Source organism: Oscillochloris sp. ZM17-4 (genome assembly GCF_019599295.1).
Taxonomy (GTDB): Bacteria; Chloroflexota; Chloroflexia; order Chloroflexales; family Chloroflexaceae; genus Oscillochloris.
In genome coordinates this window covers 14,675-33,705 of the sequence record NZ_JAIEWN010000034.1, presented here as the reverse complement: position 1 = coordinate 33,705, position 19,031 = coordinate 14,675, and the positions used below count along the sequence as shown (strand labels likewise).

The window sequence follows — 19,031 nt, the reverse complement described above, 5'->3', positions numbered from 1 at the left end:
GCCGCTCGCCGCGCTGGCTCTTGCCTGCGCCAATCAGCAGCTCGTGGAAGTCGAGGGCGGCGTCCTGCACGCGCAGGGCCAGCACGAAGCGATGGCTCTTGGGGAACTGCATGGTCAGCGGGATCAGCCAGGCCAGCAGGTCGTAGGTCTTGGCGAAGATCGGCGAGGGCTCGAAGCTCATGCCTCGCCTCGCCGGGGTACGACCAGACCGCCGAGCAGCTGCTGGCGCAGCCGGTAGGTGCTGCCGTGGCGGGCGTGCCCAACCCAGCCGTCGATGCTTGTCTGGATGCGATCCATTGGGATCTCGCCGTTGGCGTAGGTCGCAAACAGCCGCCGCATGCGCCGCTTGAAGCGCATCACGTTTGGTCGCTTGAGCCGACGGTAGGCCGGGTAGAGCCGGAAGCCGAGAAAGGGCATGCCCGTGGCGACCGGGTAGATCTGGGTTTTGCGGTCGTGCAGCACCAGGCGCAGGCGGGCGAGGAACGCCTCGATCCGCGCGCGCCAGGCGTGCAACTGAGGCTTATCGTCACTGAAGAGCAGCCAGTCATCGGCGTAGCGCACGTAGGCGCTGCTGCGCAGCTCCTGGGCCACGAAGGTGTCCAGCTCGTTCAAGTAGACATTGCCCCAGAACTGCGAGGTCAGGTTGCCGATCGGCAGGCCGCGCGGGCGCTCGCTGGGCGTGAACAGGTCGTCGCCGGGGAACCACTGCGGGGTGTACTCGCTGGCCAGCACGCCCGCGCCGCTGTCGAGGATGCGGTCGATCAGCGCCAGCACCTGCGGGTCGGCGATGCGCCGGGCCAGCAGGCCACGCAGCACCTGGTGATCGATTGATGGGAAGAATTGAACCACGTCGCCCTGCAAGACATAGCGGTAGCGCCGGGCGAGAGCCTGGGCGCGGTCGAGCGCGCGGTGGGTGCCCTTGCCCACCCGGCAGGCAAAGGATGCGTCGCTGAAGCGGCACTCGAAGATGGGCTCGATCACGTTGCAGAGGGCGTGGTGAACCACCCGGTCGCGGAAGGGCGCGGCGCTGATCTTGCGCCGCTTCGGCTCGTGGATGTAGAAGTGGCGGTAGCCGCCGGGCTGGTAGCTGCCGTCGCGCAGCTCGCGCTCCAGGCTGAGCAGGTTGCGCTCCAGGTGGTACGCGAAGGTCGCCACCGCCGCCTTGCTGCGCTTGCCCTTACGAGCCTGGTGGAAGGCGTGCCAGAGGTTATCGAAGCTGCAGACCTGGTCGAAGAGATGCTTGTAGGTCTTCACCGGTCCCCCAGAAAAAATCTGCGATTCGCTCGCTGCGCTCGCTCAGACGGGGTTGTACCGCGCTATCCGAAGTGGGAGCATCGATATTTCTGTACTGACGCCGAAATACAGGACACAGAACACGTCATAAAAGCTTTACAGTTTTGAGGTGCCGGGCAAGCCGAAAACCAACATTCCGATTGAGGAGGCCGGGCGTGTAGTAGTCACGGAAGGCCGCGCGCAGGTTGATCGGGCGATTGTTCCAGGCGCCACCGCGAATTGTAAAGTGTTTTTGCGCTGGTTCCGCCCCGTCTTCACGCCCATCGCTCGGGTCGTAGGGATAGGACTGATATGCGCTGCGCGTCCACTCCCAGACATTCCCGGCCATGTCGAGCAGCCCGGTTCCCAGCGTCGCCCCAGCCGGAAAGCAGCCGACGGCAGATGTGCCATTGTACTGCCCATCGAAATTAGCACGCTCGTTGTCTGGCTCGGGATCGCCCCAGGGGTAGGTGCGGCGCGCGCTTCCCCGCGCTGCGTACTCCCACTCCGCCTCGCTGGGCAGGCGGTAGGTGTAGCCGTCGTTCAGGTGGTGATCTGTTAGCCAGCGGCAGAACGCGGCTGCCTCATACCAACTCACCCCCACCACCGGGTAGTTCGGGCGGGCGATGCCGAAGCGCGGGTTATCCCAATAGCTGGGCTGTTGCTTGGTCGTGCGTTGCTGCCAAGACTCGAGTCCTTTGGTCGCCTGATCATCGCGGGCCAGCCACGCACGTCCAGCCACATCCCACCAGGGCGCGTCCAGGTTGTAACCCTCAGCATCAATAAACTGCTCGAACTGGGCATTTGTGACGGGGTAACGGGCTACTTCAAAGGTAGCCACAGCCACCGATTGATTATTGATCTCACGGGAAGCGACATCTATCTTCCGGCCATACTGCTGCTCATATTGCTCGTTGGCACGCTGCGCCTCTTCATGGCTACTCCCAATCACAAAGCTGCCGCCTTGGATCACCACCATCGGCGGCGGCAGGTCGCACACGCCGGGGCGCGGGTCGCCAAGCTCGGCCAGGATGGCCCCAGCGCGCACACGGTCAGCGGCGGCGAGGCCCGCAGGTACCACAACGGGAACGAAGATCGCGGCGAGCGCGGTACGCAGCGCCGCCTCAATCCCCTCGCTGTAGCGGGTGAGCGCCGCCCGCCCGCCCAAATCGCGGTAGCAATCGGCGGCCAGCAGGGCGTCGCGCTGGGCCTGGGCTGGGGTCTTCGCTCGGCTTGTGTCGAGCAGCCAGTCGGTGAGCCAGGGACGGCCCACCCGCACGCCATTGCGCTGGCGACGCAGGCACCCCATCATCAGCAGAATCACCTCGCGCCAGCGGTCGCCGTCCTTCCCCTGCCAGCAGGCGTAGGCCTCCTGCTCGCCCTCCTCGTGCTCGGCCAGGTGGCATGCCGCCAGATACTCCTGGAAGGTCAGGTGCGGGAACTGGTAGGTCTGCTCGTCACGCGGCACCAACAGCCCGGCCTCATCCTTCAGGGCGGCCAGGAAGAGCTGGGCCTTCGCCGTCGCCTGGGCCTCCTCACAGCGGTGGGTATGCCAGAAGAAGCGCTTGAGGGTGCCAAAGAGCCGGTCGCCGTCGATCACGCCCCGGCTCTCGCCGTCCGGCGCGTCGCGGTGGGTCGTGAAGGCCACCTCGTGCAGCACGCTGCGCAGGTCGTCGGCCCCCTTCAGATCCGGCAGCTCGTCATCGCGCGTGCCCTGGGGGTCTTTCAGCCGGCTCACCAGGTCGCGCCCCTTCACAAAGGGGTCGCTGCGGCGCGGCTCCCAGCGGTGCAGCAGCAGCACCACCAGCTGCTCGTAGATCCGCGCGCGCTCGGTCGGCAGGCGCTCGCCGCCGAGGTTGTAGTGCAGGATGGCCAGCATGGTGAGCAGCAGGGGCGAGGTCGGCGGCTGCGGCCCGTCGGCATGGTCGGTCGCGGCAATCGACTGGAGCAACGCCGGCTGGGCGTCGAGCTGATCGCCGAGATCGGCGGCGGCCAGCGCCGCCCCCGCGTCGCTCACCCCCGTCTCGCCGACGCGGGCCATGGCCGCGTACCAGCGCTGGAGGAAGCCCCGCACCTGGCCACGGGCGAAGGGCTGCACCACCCGCGTCTGCCAGCCCTCGTCGGCGGGGAAGATGCGCGGCGCGCGGTAGGGGCGTTCGCGCGAGGTGACGACGATCACGGTGTCCGGGTAGTCGCGGGCGATCTGCCGGATCGCGGCGATCACCCGGCTGCGCGGGTCGGTCGGCTGGCCGGGGCGTGCCTCCGCCGACAGCTCGTCGAGCCCGTCGAGCAGCAGGATGGTGCGCGGGAGCATGCCGAAGAGCAGCCGGCGCACCTGCGCCGTGGGCAGCAGATCGCCGGTGCCGCCCAGCTCGGCCAGCAGCGCGGCGATCAGGGCGTCGGCGGCATCGGTCTGATCAAGCTGCGCATTCAGCGTGCCCAGGGGGATGAAGAAGGGGATGCGGGCCGCGCCCCAGCCGGGCAGGCGTGGGGGCGTGTCGTGTGCGAGGGACTGGGCCAGGAGCAGGGCCACATAGCGCAGCACGGTGGACTTGCCGCTGCCGGGGCCGCCGAGGAGCACGATCCGCGCCTGCGGGGCCAGCGCCTGCGGGGCCAGCGCCTCTACCGCCAGCTCGGGCCGGGTCTCGCGCACCTGGAAGCGGGCGCGGGCCGAGGTATCGTCGGGCAGCAGGCCGCGCGACCAGGCCGCCTCCGCCGCGCCGTCGAGGTCATCGCGCGCCGGGGCACCGCGGCCCTTCGCAGGTGTGCGGCGGGTGAGCGGGCGATAGACCAGGGCGCGCACATCCTGCGGCTCAACCTGGTCGGGGGTGGCTGGCTGCTCCTGAAGCTCGGCGAGGCGCTTCCGCAGGTCAGCCGTCGTAAGCTCGGCCTCGGCCACGATCCGCGCCGGGCCGTCGGTGGTGAGGGTCGTGTAGACCTCTTCGAGGTACAGCTCGGGGACGACGCGCTCATCGTTGCCGGTGCGCTCGGGGGCGACCCGGTTACGCAGCATCAGGTGGCAATACTTCTGCTGGATGGCCGGCAGATAGCGGTCAAGTAGCTGGCGCTCCTCGTCGCTCAGGGTCGGGCCGGTCGTTTCAATAGTGATGTTCACGTCGCCGTGGACATCGCCCGCCACCGCCGCGCCGACGTGGGCCTTCCCGCTGATTGTCTGGTTCGTCTGTCGCTCGACCGAGGTAATGTCGCCGCCGGCCACATCGCCCACAGAGACATCGCCCGTCTGGGCACCGGCGAGGTTGACTTGGGCCGTAATCTTCTGCTCCAGCGCCTCGATCGCCGCCGCGAGATCCGCCCGCTCCTCGGGGTCGGTCTCATTGGCGAGCTTCCGGCGCAGGCGGGTGAGGCGGGCTGCGAGATCATCGCTCACGGGCATCTCCCGGAATATAGGTCATTCGCCACAATGCCACAGACCACCAGAACCACTGAGGCGCTGAGGGGGTGAGGCACTGAACCGCCGACAACTCAGTGCCTCACGTCCTCAGTGTCTCAGTGGTGAAAAAATCGCGATTCGCTCGCTACGCTCGCTCAGACGGGGCTGTACTGCGCTATCCGAAGCGGGAGCAGCGACACGCCTGTACTGACGCCGAAATACAGGACACAGAACACGTCATAAAGGCTTTACAGTTTTGAGGTGCCGGGCAAGCCGAAACCCAACATCATTGCTGAGACCGACAGGCGTGACGCCGTGACGGTTGGCCGCGCGCAGGAGGATCGGCGGATTGACCCAGGCGCCACCGCGGAGTGTAAAGTATTTTTGCGCCGGTTCTGTTCCGTCCTCGCGCCCATCGGTCGGGTTGTAGGGATAGGGCTGGTACACGCTGCGCGTCCACTCCCAGACATTCCCGGCCATGTCCAGCAAGCCAGTTCCTGACGTCGCTCCAGCGGGGAAGCAGCCGACCGCTGAGGTATAACCCGCGTTCTGTCGAAAGTTTGCCCGCTCATTATCAGGTGCTGCATCACCCCAAGCATACGGGCGAGCCTCGGTTCCTCGCGCCGCGAATTCCCATTCAGACTCACTCGGGAGCCGGTAACAATACGCATCCTTCTGGCACTCGGTCAGCCAAGCACAGAACGCCGTCACCTCATACCAACTTACCCCAAGCACAGGATGATTCGGCCGCACAACCCCCACATCTGGATCATCCCAAAACTCTGGGGCATCTTTTGCGCTGCGGCGTACCCATCCATCCTGTTTGCGCTCTGGCAAGGGCTCGTGCAACCAGGCTCGACCGGGTTCACTCCACCAGCCCGCAGCTGGGTCGTAGCCACCCGCATCGACAAACAGTTTGAATTGGGCATTGGTCACAGGGTAGCGCGCCAGCTCGAAGGGCGGAACCGCAACCGGTACGGTATTGACCCATCCCTGGAAATGGTTGCGCAGATTGCGATCCAAATCATCGTCGATGGTGTTTCCCGCCTCACGATACTCAGCGAGATACTGCTCAGTGAAGTCCGTAACTTCCTCTGCGGACATCCCGATCACAAAGCCGCCACCGTCAATCTGCACCATCAGCGGCGGCAGGTCGCACACGCCGGGGCGCGGGTCGCCCACGCGGGCCAGCACCGCACCACAGCGCACCCGAGCGGCGGCAGGGGAGGCCTCGGCTGGCTGTAGCTCCAGGATGCGCAGCGCCTCGTCGCGGATCTGGCCGCGGATCGGCCCCTGGCCCTTGAAGCGCTCCAGCTCCAGCAGGGCGCTCGTGGCCAGATCGAGCGCCGCCGCCCGCGCGGCGGGCGTCTCGCCGCGCGTAATCAGCTTTCCCAGAAAGAGCCAGCTGCGCTCCTGGCTCATGTGCCCGGCACAGAGCACGATCACCTCGCGCCACCAGCTCTCCTGGTAGCGGTCGAGCAGCTCGTCCCACACCGCCTCACGCTGCTCGGCGATGTAGCGGGCGGCCAGGAACTCCTGGAAGGAGAGGTGGCTGAAGCCGAAGCGGTGCTGCTCCACCTCGTCGAGCAGGCCGATATGCACCGGCAGTTCCTTGAGAAAGGCGCGGGCCAGGTCGGCGGCCTCGCGCTCGTCCGTCGAGCGCGGGCCGAGGTAGGCGGCGATGCGCTGCTCCAGGTCGTCGCGACCGACCAGCTTGTGCTGCTCGCCGCCCAGGTGCATCTGGTAGGCCATCGCCGCCAGCAGCTCCCGCCGGGCCTCTAAGCTCATGAGCAGGGCCGCGCGCTCCTTGCCGGACGGATCGACCTTGCCGCGACCGCCGCGCAGCAGCACGGTCACACACTCCTCGTAGAGCTGGGCGCGGTTTTCGGGCAGATCCTGGCGATCAAAGTAGACGATTGCGATCACGGTCAGCAGCAGCGGGTTGGGCGCCAGCCGACCGACGCCCTGGTTCTCGCGGATCGCCGTCCAGAGCCCGTCGTTGAACATGGTCGCCAGCCGCTCCACGGTCGCGCGGCTGGCCTTCGGGTGCATCAGCCGGTGGACACAGGCGCTCCAGTTGGCGATGAAACGCTGCTGCTGCGCGTCGGCGAGGTCGTCCACAGTACAGATCGTGAATCCCGCGCCGACCTCGGCCGCGCCGGTGTAGGCGGCGACCCGCGCGGTGACGACATAGCGGCAGCGCGGGTAGCGCCGGGCGAACTCGCGCACGATCCCGCTGACGATCTCGCGATCATCGGTGCGCGAGACCTCGTCGAGACCGTCGAGCAGGAGGATGGCGCGGCCCTCCTCGCAGAGCCGTTGGAAGAAGTCGGCGGGCAGGTCGAGGCTGCGGCCCTGATAGAAGCTCGTCAGGCCATCGAGCAGCAGGCGCGGGTTGTTGCCGCTGCGCTCACGCGCGCTGTACTCGGGGAGATAGGTGCCGAGATCGCGGAGGGGGAGCAGGATCGGCACCAGCGGCCGGTCAAGGCCCAGATCGGCGAGGCGCTCATTCTCGTCGCGGGCGAGAATTTCAGCAAGGCGCACCGCCGTGTAGTGCAGCAGGGTGGTCTTGCCACTGCCCGGCCGGCCCACCACCGCGATGCGCGGGTGGCCGCGCAGCGCCTCGGGCCAATCGACGGTGCGCTCCTCCGCCTTTTCCGCATCAAACAGGGCGGATGCTGCTTCAGGTGCAGGTTCTCCCGAGGTGCCCATGAAGCGGCGCACCGCGCCGGGGCCGCGCAGGGTGGCCAGGGCCGGCTCGCGCAGAGTCAGCGAGATGTAGAGGTCGGTCAGCGGGATCTCGACAGGGCGCTGCTCATCGATTCCGCGCAGGTCGAGGGTGGCATGGCAGGCGTAGAGGTCGTCGAGGTAGCGCCGCAGCGCACCCTCATAGTCGGCTGGGGGTGCCGCGCCGCCTGCGGCGTAGATGTTGATCACCTCGGCGAAGTTGTTGCCGTGGGTCTCGCCGGCGAACAGGTTGCGCTCGACATTGCCGGCCACCGCCGCGCCGACGTTGGCCTCGCCTGTGATCTGCTGGCCGATCACATCGTGACCGGCGATGTCTCCCATCGACACATCGCCCATCTGCGCGCTGTCAAAGCTGACCTGGGGCGACGGGGGCGCAGCGCCGCCCAGCGCGGCGAGATCCGCCTCCTTCGCGGCGAGCTGCTGCCGGAAAGGCGCTGCCAGATCCGGCAGGGCTGCTAGGGGTTGCAGGGCCAGACGCAGGGCGGCAATCTCGGCCTGGAGGCGGGCGATGTGGGCGGCGGTGTCTTCTGGCATAGGTGGTACGATGGAAATGCGCTACGACCGTGCGCGTCCAAGCGCACAACGGCCAGACCTGGCGGGCGCTCGTGACTCTGCGGGCAGTATAGCATGCGTGGGTGTGTTCGGATCGCTATTACGGGTGTGCGTGTCGCTGCGGCGCACATGTCGGAGAACAATCAGACTCCGTCCTGTAGGCGGTCACACGCCACCACATGCGATGCGTGACCGCGCGCTGAGGCCGACTCAATCGCCCAGCCGCCCCACGCCTGCGCCGGGGTCGTTCGGAACAGCGCGAGCAGCTCCGCGCGCTCCATGGCCGCCGCCATCGCCTCGTCGCGCAGTGCCATGGTGATCTGGCGGCGGTTGGCGCTCGCCAGTAGCTCCAGGTCGTTGGCGATGCGGGTGAGGCGGTAGGCGCAAGTAGTGGTCATCGGGTGATCTTCGTGGCAATGTAATCTATTGTTATCAATTTATCGGCTATAGTGTATATTATTAAATGCAGAGTCTCAAGCATTGATCCTGGAATGATGATCTAGATCAATGTAATGTAATCTATAGTTGACAGGATTAAAAGGGATGTGCTAAGATACGTAGCAACGACGAAGGGACGGAGGTACTAGTGGCAAAGATCATCTCACGTGCGCGGCAACTTCGAATGGACTATGCACAGCGCATTGGACGGTCGGTAACGATCGAGGAGGTGGCAGGCCGAGTCGGCATCTCGCGTGCGCAGATGAGCAAGATTGAGAATGCCCGCACGGAGAGAATCGACTTTGATACCTTGGCGGGCCTCTGCTCATTCTACTCTGAGGCGCTTGGACGCCCGGTAACGACGAATGATGTCCTGGAGTTTGACCCAAATAATCGCGAGCGTGCTGCCATTCTAAATTGAGCCACTACCCTCGCTAGCTGCCTCAAACATATCTCGATAATCTGCATCTGTCAGATCATCGTAAAAATAGCTCTTATGTTCCTGACGATGTTGGCCTGATTGCGAATGTTTATCCTTAATCCATTGAATGTCGGGATTCGCCGGTAAGCCAGGTCCCCTATTTCCGCCACCACCTCCCATAATGGTATAAACAATCAGCTCAATCTCGCTCGCGCCTGCCTGGCCAACCACCGCAACCCCATGCGCAGCTACTGCGGCACTGGCCACCGCGAGAGGCGCGCCGGCGAGGCAGCCAACCCCGGTGATACAGAGCCCGCCGCCACCTGCCATCCCCCCGCTCCCAGCCGTGATCTCGGCCAGACCCTGCAGCGTGGTGGCAATATTACCAACGTGCCGCCCCACCATCATCGGGAAGGGCTCGCACGAAGTAGGTGCCAGCTTCGCGCGCGCCTCGGGCACCAGATTCCCGTTATTGTAGGCAAACTGCGCCACAATGCCCCACAGGAAATAGGACATCGCATCCATGTCATAGCCAGTGGGATCGGTCCAGAGGATGGGATTCTGGTAGACGTAGTGGTAGGGGTGAAGCGAACCGGGGCGGGTGAGGTAGCCTTCAAATGGGTCGCGTGATGTAAATGTGCCGTGGGTCGCATTGTACCACCTGGCCCGCAAATACACCTGCCCGGCGCTATCCTGCAGTTCACCGGTAAACCCAAACGGCGCGATCATCCCCGAAGTCGGCGTGCCCCAGGGGTCGTAGCTGGCGGTGCTCAGCACCGCGCCGCTGGCATTGAGCGTCTGGCGCACGGAGCCCAGCGCGTCGCCGAGGTACCAGGCGCCGGCGCTGCTGGCCAGGCGGTCCAGGCCGTAGAGGTAGTTCGCGCTGCCGCCTGCCCCGAGCCCCGTCGAGGGGTCGCTGAGGATCTGGCTGAGCGGGGATGCGAGGTCCTGGGTGTAGTGGGTCGCCCCAGCCTGCACCAGCACGCCGTCGCCGTTGTAGCTGTAGCTGGTGCTGCCCTGGGTCAGCGTGCGGCCCAGCGCGTCGTAGGTGTACGTCGTCGTGCCGTCGCTCAGCAGGTTGCCCGCGTTATCGTAGCTCCAGCCTTGTACCTGGTTGGCTACGTTGTAGCTCCGGCTCGTCGTGACGCCATTGATCGTCGCGCTGGTGCGGTTGCCGGCCAGATCGTAGCTGTAGGCGTAGCTATTGCTGGTCGCGCCGGCCTCGGTGGCGCCGGTCAGGCGGCTCAGGCCGTCGTAGGCGTAGGTGATCGTGCGGGTCGTCGCCCAGTTGAGGGAGGGAGACAATAAAGTCGAATTTAGTGGGAAGATACTTCACAGACGGCACCTAGAATAGTAGCTGCGTGCGCTAAAGATTCTGCGTCTGCCAAAGAGTCGCAAGGAATACTGACGGGCTCTCCATCAAGTAATCGATCCACCGCATCCTTAGCACCACGCAGAGAGAGACCTGCTTGATGATGGAGGAGTTCGGTGAGAGAGACTTTTCTCAAACCTTCCTTCCACCCGAAAAGTATCACGGCTGGCATACTATTTTACCTTTACTACCCAGGGTCTCGGGATTTGGCCCTTGTATTTGCCAGTAGTGCGGCGCCCCCCCTCTATGACTACCGTGCCAACACCACGTAGCTTGCCATACTCACTAGCGAAGCTGTTTATTTCGGCGCGACCCATAGAGCCTGCTCCTGGTCCTTCGATATCAAAGCGACGCATATAGAGGGTATCACCCTCAATTGTCTCTTCGCTAATGAATCGAATCCCCCCCCTTGGACCATTGCCTGTAACGATTCTAAACCCGTCAGCTTCTTCTGCAAGAGAAAAAGTGTAACTCCTTCCGCCGCCACCCGTATTTCCTCCCTTATCCGGGCCGAAGTAGTCCTGCCCGACGAGGAGGCCCAGCGTGCCCAGGATGCCGATGCGCCGCACCACATCGTCCTGCGATGCCGTGCCGTCGCTCAGTTTTGTATCAAGGCAGTCCAGTTCAGCCTGCAAGCCCTGCACATAGGGCGAGTTGGGATTGAGCAGTGAGAAGCCCAGGAAGTAGGTGGCGAACACCTCGGCCTGCCCAAACAGATCGCTCTCAACAGGGTAGGCGCCCATCGCAAACCGGGGGTCGTGACTGACGACATCATACGCCGCCGCCCACTCGGCCACCTGGCGCGGACTCGGTCGGCGCCACTGTGGGGACTGGGCCGACTCGGCGGGTGCGCGCGGGTAGATAAAGACCGGTGGGCCGAACATGTCCTCGAACTCGGACCAGGTTCGCACGAGGCTACATTCCTGGTTATGGTAGGCGGCGCACTGTCCGCTGGGATCGCTGAGCAGGGCCGGGTCATTGGCGGCGTACTGATAGTATTGGAGGCTCGCAGGTTGCTCCGGCCACCCCGCGAAGCTATCACGCGATGTAAATGTGCCGCTGCCGGGATCATACCACCGCGCCCGCAGATACACCATCCCCTGATCGTCCTGCACCTCCCCCGTAAACCCAAACGGCGCGATCGTCCCCGAAACCGGCTGGCCCCAGGGGTCGTAGCTGGCGGCGTTGAGCACGGCGCCGCTGGCGTCCAGCGTCTGGCGCACGGAGCCGAGGGCGTCGCCAAGATACCACGTCCCGGTGCTGCTTGCGAGCCGATCAAGCCCGTAGACGTAATTGGCGCTGCCGTCGTTGAGGATCTGGCTCAGCGAGGAGGCGAGGTCTTGGGCGTAGTGGGTCGCCCCGGCCGCAACCAGCACGCCATCGCCGTTGTATGTGTAGCTGGTGCTGCCCTGGGTCAGCGTGCGGCCCAGCGCGTCATAGGTATATGTAGTGGTCCCGTCGCTAAGCAGGTTCCCCGCCGCGTCGTAGCTCCAGCCGACCACCTGGTTCGCTGCGTTGAAGCTCTGGCTCGTCGTGACGCCGTTGGCCGTCGCGCTGGTCCGGTTGCCCGCCAGGTCGTAGGTGTAGGCGTAGCTGTTCGTCGTCGCGCCGGTTTCGACGGCGCCGGTGAGGCGCGCGAGGCCGTCGTAGGCGTAGGTGATCGTGCGGGTCGTAGTGAGCGTCTGCGAGAGCACGTTCATGGCAGGCCGTGTGACCCTCGCTGCGCCTTCTCCGCCTCGCACCAGCGGCAGGTAGACCGCGCCATCGCGCACGGCTGATGCCGGCGCGTCCGACGCAGCGGCGACCGCAAGCGATGAGCTACCCCCGCTGAGCGAGCCGCCATCGAAGTCGTCGAACAACTGCTCGCCGCCGTTCGTCGACAGCCCGATATAGCCGCTGCTCGATACATAAGCCCAGTTGCTCGTGATCTGCACCTGGCCGATCACGGCGCCGTTCTTACGCACCACTACCGTGCCATCGGCGTAGGCCTCTGCCCCCAGCCGGTCGCCATCGGCAAAGTGTACCGCGATGTCGCTCCCCTGCTGCTGCCAGCCCTCCGACCAGTCACAGGTCCATACCCATGCCACATCTTCTGCGGGATCGTAGCCGATCCCAAGCACGCCGCAACTGCTGACTGTGCTCACACTCTTGAGTAGCAGATTGATGTCCGAACCACTGGTATCGATACTGCTTAACGTCACCGATGCTTGCTGATTTACCCCAAACTGAGTCGGCCAATAAATGTAGGTGTTGACGTTGTAGTCTTTCCGCAGTTGCTGGTTGTAGATGTTGTAGCCAGCCGTATTCCCAACCCACGAACCCCCAACAGCTCCATTCGCACGATTGAAGTCGTCGAGCACGCTACTCGAAGTCGCCGTCGGGGTGTTCGTTGGGCTGGCAACCGCCGTGGCGGTGTTGGTCGGTGTGGCGGTGTTGGTCGGTGTGGCGGTGTTGGTCAGGCTGGCAACCGGCGTGACGGTGTTGGTCGGTGTGGCGGTGTTGGTTGGGCTGGCAACCGGCGTGGCCGTATTGGTCGCCGTGGGCGTGCTCGTATTGGTGGGTGTCGGGCTGGCACTTCCTAGCGTTCCACCATCGAAATCATCGAAGCGGTTATTGCCGCCAACTATCGTGAGCCCAATCCGGCCGCCCTGCCCGATATACGGCCAGCTTCCATTCACCGTACGACTGCCGATGCTCACCCCATTCTTGAAGACCGTCACCACCCCGCTCGCGTCCACCTGCGCCCCGAACCGGTCCCCACTCGTGAAGCTCGCCGGGATGGTTGTGCCCTGCTGCACCCAGCCTCCAGCCGTCATGCAGCTACTCACCATCACCCAACCGGCCCCGGGATCGTACCAAACCTCAAGCAGGTTACAACCGCTGGTGTCTTGCGCACTCAGATTCAGGTCGATCTCATCGCTACTGCTATCCAGACTGCTCAGCGTCACCTCAACCTTTTGGGCTGCCCCAAATGAGGTGGCCCAGAAGAGGTCACCACTACTCGTATTCTGGAGCTGATTCGTGTTGATCTGGAACGAGCCAGTATCCCCATCCCACTGACCGCCAACTGAACCATTCGCGCGATTGAAGTCATCCAGTACCCCACTCGATGTTGTCGTCGGTGTGGCGGTGTTGGTCGGGCTGGCAACCGGCGTAGCCGTATCGGTCGGTGTGGCGGTGTTGGTCGGGCTGGCAACCGGCGTAGCCGTATCGGTCGGCGTCACCGTCGCCCCATCAGCAAACCCTTCTTGAATCTCAGTTCGCAGACCCTGGCGATTGAGCGTGTAGTGATATTGACTGACCGCATCGCTTCCGGCCAGCGTGCTCAAGTCGGTCAGCCGGTCGGCGCCGTCGTAGCCATAGCTGGTGACCGCCCCATTGGCCCGGGTCACGCTCTCGAGCCGGCCGACCGGGTCGTACACGTAGCTAGCCAGCGTGGTTGTCCCCTGTAGCACGTCCTTGAGCTGGCCGTCGTCCCAGTAGGTGTAGCCGATCGTGCTGCTGTCGGGGTAGGTCAGGCTGGTGCGCTGGCCCAGCGCGTTGTACGCATAGCCGACACTCCCGGTCGTCGGCGCGGTCACCCCGATCACCCGCCCGGCATCATCGTAGCTGAAGCTGGTGGTGCCAGTGCCGTCACTCAGGCTGGTGCGCCGCCCCAGCGCATCATAGCCCATGGAGATCGCCCCGCTCAGCTGTGGCGCGGCGATCCCGATCGGCCGATCCAACGCATCGTAGCTATAGGTGACATCGTAGGCGCTGCCACGCGGGTCGTCTTTGCCGATCATGCGGCCAAGGCGGTCGTACTGGTAGGCCGTCGTCTGATTTAGGGCGTCGGTCTCGGAGACCTGACGGTCGGCCGCGTCGTAGGCGAAGCTGCGCGTGTGGCTGTTCGCGTCGGTGATGCTGACCCGGTTGCCGGCCCGGTCGTAGGCGTAGCTGGTCGTCACGTTACAGGGCGGGAGCGCGCAGGCACCATCGGTAGCGTTCTCCGTCACCGTCAGGAGCTGATCATTCAGGTCGTAGGTGAAGCGCGTCTCGCGGCCCTCAGGGTCGATCGTCGCCACCCGCCGCCCGGCCACATCGTACACGCTGCGCGTGATCAGATCCTGATCGACTGGCTCGTTGACACCAATCACACCATCCTGATAGTTCTGGATGGTCGTCGTCACCCGACCCAGGCCATCGACCAGGGACACGGTGAAGCGCCCGTCGGGGGTCTCGCTCCAACGTTGCGCGCCGCTCCCGTCATAACCCATATGCGACACGCGCTGCGCACCATCGGTGGCAGTGATCACCCGCCCGAGCGCGTCGTAGGTCTGGCTGGTGGCCACGCCAAGCGCATCGGTCTGCGTCAGCACGCGCCCGAGCGCGTCGTAGGTCTGGCTGGTGGTGATATTGGTGTCGCTATCGGTCGGGCCGCCGCTGACATAGTTGCGCGTCGTCGTCGTCGTGCGGCCGAGGATGTTGTAGCTGCTGCGGGTCGCGTGGCCGAGCACGTCCACGCGCTCGAAGGCGCGGCCGAGCGCGTCGTAATGGGTTGTGCTCGGCACGTTGCGGTCAGGCGTGCTTGCGCTGAATGCGGTACAGCCGGTGGCCGCTGGCCCGCTGCCGTCGCGACAGTTCTGGATCGTCGTGGTCACCCGGCTGAGCGCGTCGTACTGCTGGCTGACCCAGCGTCCGAGCGCGTCCTGGCTGCCCTGCACCCGGCCCAGCGCATCATACGCCGTGGTCTGGATCAGATCGGTGTCGGCCTCGCTGGTCGACGACACCCCATCGACGTAATTGCGAATGGTCGCAGTCGGGCGCCCAAGGTCGTCATACTGATAGGCGGTCGTGCGGTCGCGGTCGGGTTCAGACGGAGTGAAGCTGCCATCGACATAGTGGTCGATGGTGGAGTCCACCTGCCCATCGGGTCGGTACGCCGTCACCTGGATCACATCGGTGTCGGTCAGGGTCGCCCAGCTCGTGTTGGCGCTGTCGATGGTCAGCGGGTCGCCATTCTCATAGTTGAGCGTGACCGTGATCGGCCGGTTGAGCGCGTCATACGCGGTGTGGGCCCAGCGCCCGAGCGCGTCGCGCTGCCAGATCACATTCCCTGCCGCATCGTACAGAGTCAGCATCTGGACATTCACATCCGGCCCGGCCAGCACGCCGGGCTGGTAGTTCAGCGTGACGGTGATCGGTCGGCTGAGCGTGTCGTACTCGGTCAACGTCGTGCGCGTGGTGGCGCTGCTGAAGGTGTGGGTGGTAGGGGTAAAGGTGCCGGTGAGGATGCCCGTCTGTGTGATTAGGCTCGTGCGCCCGAGGCCGTCATAGGCGTAGAAGGTGACGGCGTTCGCATCAGGCTGAGTCGGTGCGAAGGCTGGTGGAGCGGACGGCAGACTCGTCCCCCCGCTATAACCGGTGAGGTTCTGGGCCGTCCAGTCGACCTGTCCAGCGTTGTTATAGTGCGTAGCGCTATAGTGCCCCTGCACATCGCGCACCCAAATTGGTCGCCCCAGCATATCGTAGCCGTAGGTCGTGATCAGATCCTCGTCGGGAGCATTCGCGTCGAAGACGCCATTCACGTAGTGCTGAATCGTCGCTGCCACTGTGTTGTCATCATTGTACTGGGTGACATCGGTGCGCTCCTGGCTGGTGCCCACGCCCACCGTGGTCGTCACCACGCGGCCAAGCGCATCATAGCCATAGGCGGTCGTCTGCGCCAGGGACGGCGCATTAAGGCCCAGCGTCACGGTGAGCACCTGCCCGCTGGCATTACGATCCCAGTGCGTCACCGCGCCCGTGGGATCGCGCTGCTCGGTCAGGAACGTATTTGTATACGTATAGTATGTGGTGAAGCCGTCGGAGACACCGGGAACCCGCTGGGTTGTCACCTGCTGGATGTTGTTGTCATCGGTATACAGAATCTCCGTTTGCTGGCCATCTGCGCCGGTAATCAGCCAGGGCTGTCCATTTTCCCAGTAGTCGATGAACGTCGTTTCATTGAGCGCATTGGTGACGGAGGTCGGTTGCCCAACGGTATTCGAGGTGCGTTCAGTCACATGCCCATTGCCGTCCGTGAGCGTTGCGGGCGCGAACGCAGCATCAAACTGCACCCCGCTGGTCGTCACCCCATCCTGGATAATCGCGCGAACGGTATCATCCTCCGCATAGCGGATATACTGCACCTGCGGCTGCTGATCGGCTCCGGTCGTTGTAATCACCGTCGTCGCTGGGAAGTAAGCAAAGGCCTGCTGCGAGCCATCACCAAGCACCTGGGAGGTAACCCGCCCCTGCGGTGTATAGCTGTCATAGACCATGTGCTCAACAACCTGACCCGCAGCATTTTCGATGTCCGTCAGAAGGTGATCCTGATACGTGTAGACCGTCGGCCGCTGCATGACATCGGAGAAGGTGGTCAGATCGCCAGCCGTGTCGTAGGTGTAGCTGATGGTACGCTGCCCATCGGAGACGGTCGCAATCCGAGTGTTCGCCGGATTGTAGGTCAGTTCAAGAAATCGCTGGCTGTTCTGGGCGTCTTCGATGCGGCTGAGGCGTCCATCAACAGTGTACGCCACGGTTAGCGCACGCCCCTGCGGATCGATAGTGGATGTCAAGCGACCCGTGTCTGTGGCAAACACGCGTTGGGTCTGATCGGGCAAGGTCTGCGTATATGTCGCTGTACCTCGCACGAGCGAGCTATAGACGCCGGGGAAGGCCAGGAACTCGCCCTGGTAGCCATCAGCGAATCCCATATCCTGGAACCGGAAGCGATTGCCCTCCGGTGTTATGATGGTTGCAATGCCTGGCTCACCGCCGGGCATTGTTTCGGTGATTAACCGCGTCGTATAGAGCAAATTCCAGCCAGGACCAAGGAGATCCGTCGTCTCGGTAATGCTCTGGCTGAGGTAGGTGCGACTCCAGGCGAGGGTTGGGCCAGGCGATGGGACGGTCAGATCGGTGGTGCGATACCAGTATGCGCCGCTGCGCGTGTTGACCGGGGTCTTGGTATCAGGCGCGGTGTTAGTGTTACACGGGCATGCCTCGTTTGCCGACTCTTGGCCAGGAAGCATCTTCTGGATGCCGTACACAGCCACATACGTCAAACTAACGAAGTCTAACTGCGCCGGGTTATTATCCTGAACGCACTCGGCAGCATGCGCGCCGCTCAAGATCCCGGGCGTGGTAAATGTCGCGCGGAGATATCGGGTGGCGATTGGGGTGTCTGAAAAGGTGACATCTATGCTCCCATCGGTCTGCCCACTCGCCACTGTGCTCCACGTAACTCCATCAGTACTAGTATCTAGAGTAAAATTGTACTGGTAATAACATCCATCACGCAAATAATATCCCTCTTCAAAATATACCTGGTCAACGACATAGACCTGACCAAGATCAACTTGCCACTAGGGCGTGTTCCCCTGTTCGTTATCCGATTGCCAGCCAGAATAGAAGCTATGGTCATTCGCATAGCGCGGGAGCCCACCAAAAAAAACAGAAGCATAGGAGCTCGCGGTTGCGCGTTTGTTAGCGGCGAGATTCACACTCTCCGCGGGGATCGGATCATAGAGCGACTCAGTCTGTGCGGCCAGCGTTGTCGGAAGCGACATCTCGGCGCCGTTGGGCCGGAACGAATCCGGCGGGCGCACGCTGGACGCAGGCAGGGGCCGGGTCGCGGGAATCGTGGGAAGAGCAGCAGCGGGAGGGAAGACCAGTGGCGTGGTCGCGGCTGCGACGGACGGTGTCGTCGGAGGGATAAGGCTACTCAGGATGCTGAACAGCAGGACGACCGACCAGGAACGCAGGGTGACAGTGCGCCGCATAGGAACTCCCGAAAGAATGTGAAATCGGAGACGATCGCGGGTCAATCCGCGCTCCTCGATTCGTCCGCGTATATATCCGGGCAAATAACGGGCAAAGGCCGAGGCAGATAGTACCACACTTTCAGCGTATGGATGGCAGGAAAGACTGACAATTGACGATCAATTGTGTTAAGCGTGCGTTAAGGCACCTCAGGCGACCTGAGATCGCGTGAGCCGCACACGAGACAGGCTGCCGCTCATACGGCCACGCGATGAGGAAGCAGGAACGTCCAGACGATAGCCGACGCCCCGTACATTGGTGATGGTGAGCGCCTCGCCAAGCTTGGAGCGCAGCCGTGTGACCACCGGGTGGAGGGCCACACCATCACGCTTTGGATCATCGGGCCAGAGCTGCTCGCACAGCTGCGCCACGGTCTGCACATGTGTGGACGCCTGGGCCAGCGCCAGCAGCAGCGTCCACTCGCTTGGCGACAATGGCAGCGGCGCATCGTCCCGCCAGGCCTGATGCCGGCGCAGATCAATGCGCACCGTGCCAAGCTGATAGACCGTCGGGGGTGTAGCGGTGAGGGCCGCGCTCCGGGCCAATGCGCGACGGATGCGTGCGAGCAGTTCCTCGCGCCGCGCCGGCTTGACCAGATAATCGTCGGCACCCGCATCGAAGAGAGCCACCTGCTCGGACTCGCCGCCGAGTGCTGAGAGGATGAGGATTGGCACCGCGCTTTCTGCGCGGAGCGACCGACACACGGACAGCCCGTCGCTATCCGGCAGCATCAGGTCGAGCAGCACCAGCGCGGGCGGGCGGTTACGGAACTGCAGTATCGCTTCCGCGCCGCTTCCTGCCAGCACTGGCGTGTAGCCGGCGCGCGCAAGGCTTTGGGCAAGAACCTGCTGGACTGAGGCGTCATCATCGACGATCAGGATCCGGGCTGATACGGGCGGCAAGACAACGGAGCGCGGTGCAATCGCCAGGAGCGACTGATTCCTCTTGGACACACAAACCTCCATGGGCATACCAGTAAAACCATCCCTGAT

The 19,031-nt window shown here is 63.9% G+C and carries 8 protein-coding genes and 2 pseudogenes; 1 reads left to right on the top strand and 9 read right to left on the bottom strand.

What is annotated here, in order from left to right; genetic code table 11:
• From K2Z83_RS20255 to K2Z83_RS20235, 5 genes and pseudogenes are all read right to left on the bottom strand, one after another.
• Window positions 1-181, bottom strand: a pseudogene (locus tag K2Z83_RS20255) (four helix bundle protein); the annotation flags it as partial.
• On the bottom strand, window positions 178-1,254 hold the full coding sequence (locus tag K2Z83_RS20250) for a reverse transcriptase domain-containing protein (protein WP_220597005.1): 1,077 nt from the start codon (window positions 1,252-1,254) through the stop codon (window positions 178-180). The gene K2Z83_RS20250 and the pseudogene K2Z83_RS20255, both read right to left, overlap by 4 nt.
• A gap of 124 nt (window positions 1,255-1,378) precedes the next feature.
• Complete coding sequence (locus tag K2Z83_RS20245; RefSeq protein WP_220597004.1) at window positions 1,379-4,660, bottom strand: SUMF1/EgtB/PvdO family nonheme iron enzyme; 3,282 nt, start codon at window positions 4,658-4,660, stop codon at window positions 1,379-1,381.
• 240 nt (window positions 4,661-4,900) lie between these two features.
• Complete coding sequence (locus tag K2Z83_RS20240) at window positions 4,901-7,945, bottom strand: NACHT domain-containing NTPase (protein WP_220597003.1); 3,045 nt, start codon at window positions 7,943-7,945, stop codon at window positions 4,901-4,903.
• A gap of 161 nt (window positions 7,946-8,106) precedes the next feature.
• Window positions 8,107-8,361, bottom strand: a complete 255-nt coding sequence (locus tag K2Z83_RS20235; protein ID WP_220597002.1) for a hypothetical protein — start codon at window positions 8,359-8,361, stop codon at window positions 8,107-8,109.
• A gap of 188 nt (window positions 8,362-8,549) precedes the next feature.
• Between K2Z83_RS20235 and K2Z83_RS20230 the strand changes: the two genes are divergently transcribed.
• Window positions 8,550-8,822 carry a helix-turn-helix transcriptional regulator gene (locus K2Z83_RS20230; RefSeq protein ID WP_220597001.1) on the top strand — a complete coding sequence of 91 codons (273 nt, stop codon included), beginning with the start codon at window positions 8,550-8,552 and terminating at the stop codon, window positions 8,820-8,822.
• Here K2Z83_RS20230 and K2Z83_RS20225 read toward each other — a convergent pair.
• The 4 genes and pseudogenes from K2Z83_RS20225 to K2Z83_RS20215 form a co-directional block, all read right to left on the bottom strand.
• A complete protein-coding gene (locus K2Z83_RS20225) occupies window positions 8,814-10,127 on the bottom strand; it encodes an RHS repeat domain-containing protein (protein WP_220597000.1) in 1,314 nt (437 codons plus the stop codon). The two genes, K2Z83_RS20230 and K2Z83_RS20225, sit on opposite strands and share 9 nt — an antisense overlap.
• A 240-nt stretch (window positions 10,128-10,367) precedes the next feature.
• Window positions 10,368-17,267: an RHS repeat-associated core domain-containing protein gene (locus K2Z83_RS20220; RefSeq protein WP_220596999.1), complete on the bottom strand. Its 6,900-nt coding sequence runs from the start codon at window positions 17,265-17,267 to the stop codon at window positions 10,368-10,370.
• 102 nt (window positions 17,268-17,369) lie between these two features.
• A pseudogene (locus K2Z83_RS30065) lies at window positions 17,370-17,570 on the bottom strand (hypothetical protein); the annotation flags it as partial.
• A gap of 618 nt (window positions 17,571-18,188) precedes the next feature.
• Window positions 18,189-18,992: a response regulator transcription factor gene (locus tag K2Z83_RS20215; protein ID WP_220596998.1), complete on the bottom strand. Its 804-nt coding sequence runs from the start codon at window positions 18,990-18,992 to the stop codon at window positions 18,189-18,191.
• Between the last annotated feature and the right edge of the window lie 39 nt (window positions 18,993-19,031).

Coding starts and splice junctions, on each gene's coding strand:
- K2Z83_RS20235 (WP_220597002.1), bottom strand. CDS start 8,361: ATGACCACTACTTGCGCCTACCGCCTCACCCGCATCGCCAACGACCTG.
- K2Z83_RS20240 (WP_220597003.1), bottom strand. CDS start 7,945: ATGCCAGAAGACACCGCCGCCCACATCGCCCGCCTCCAGGCCGAGATT.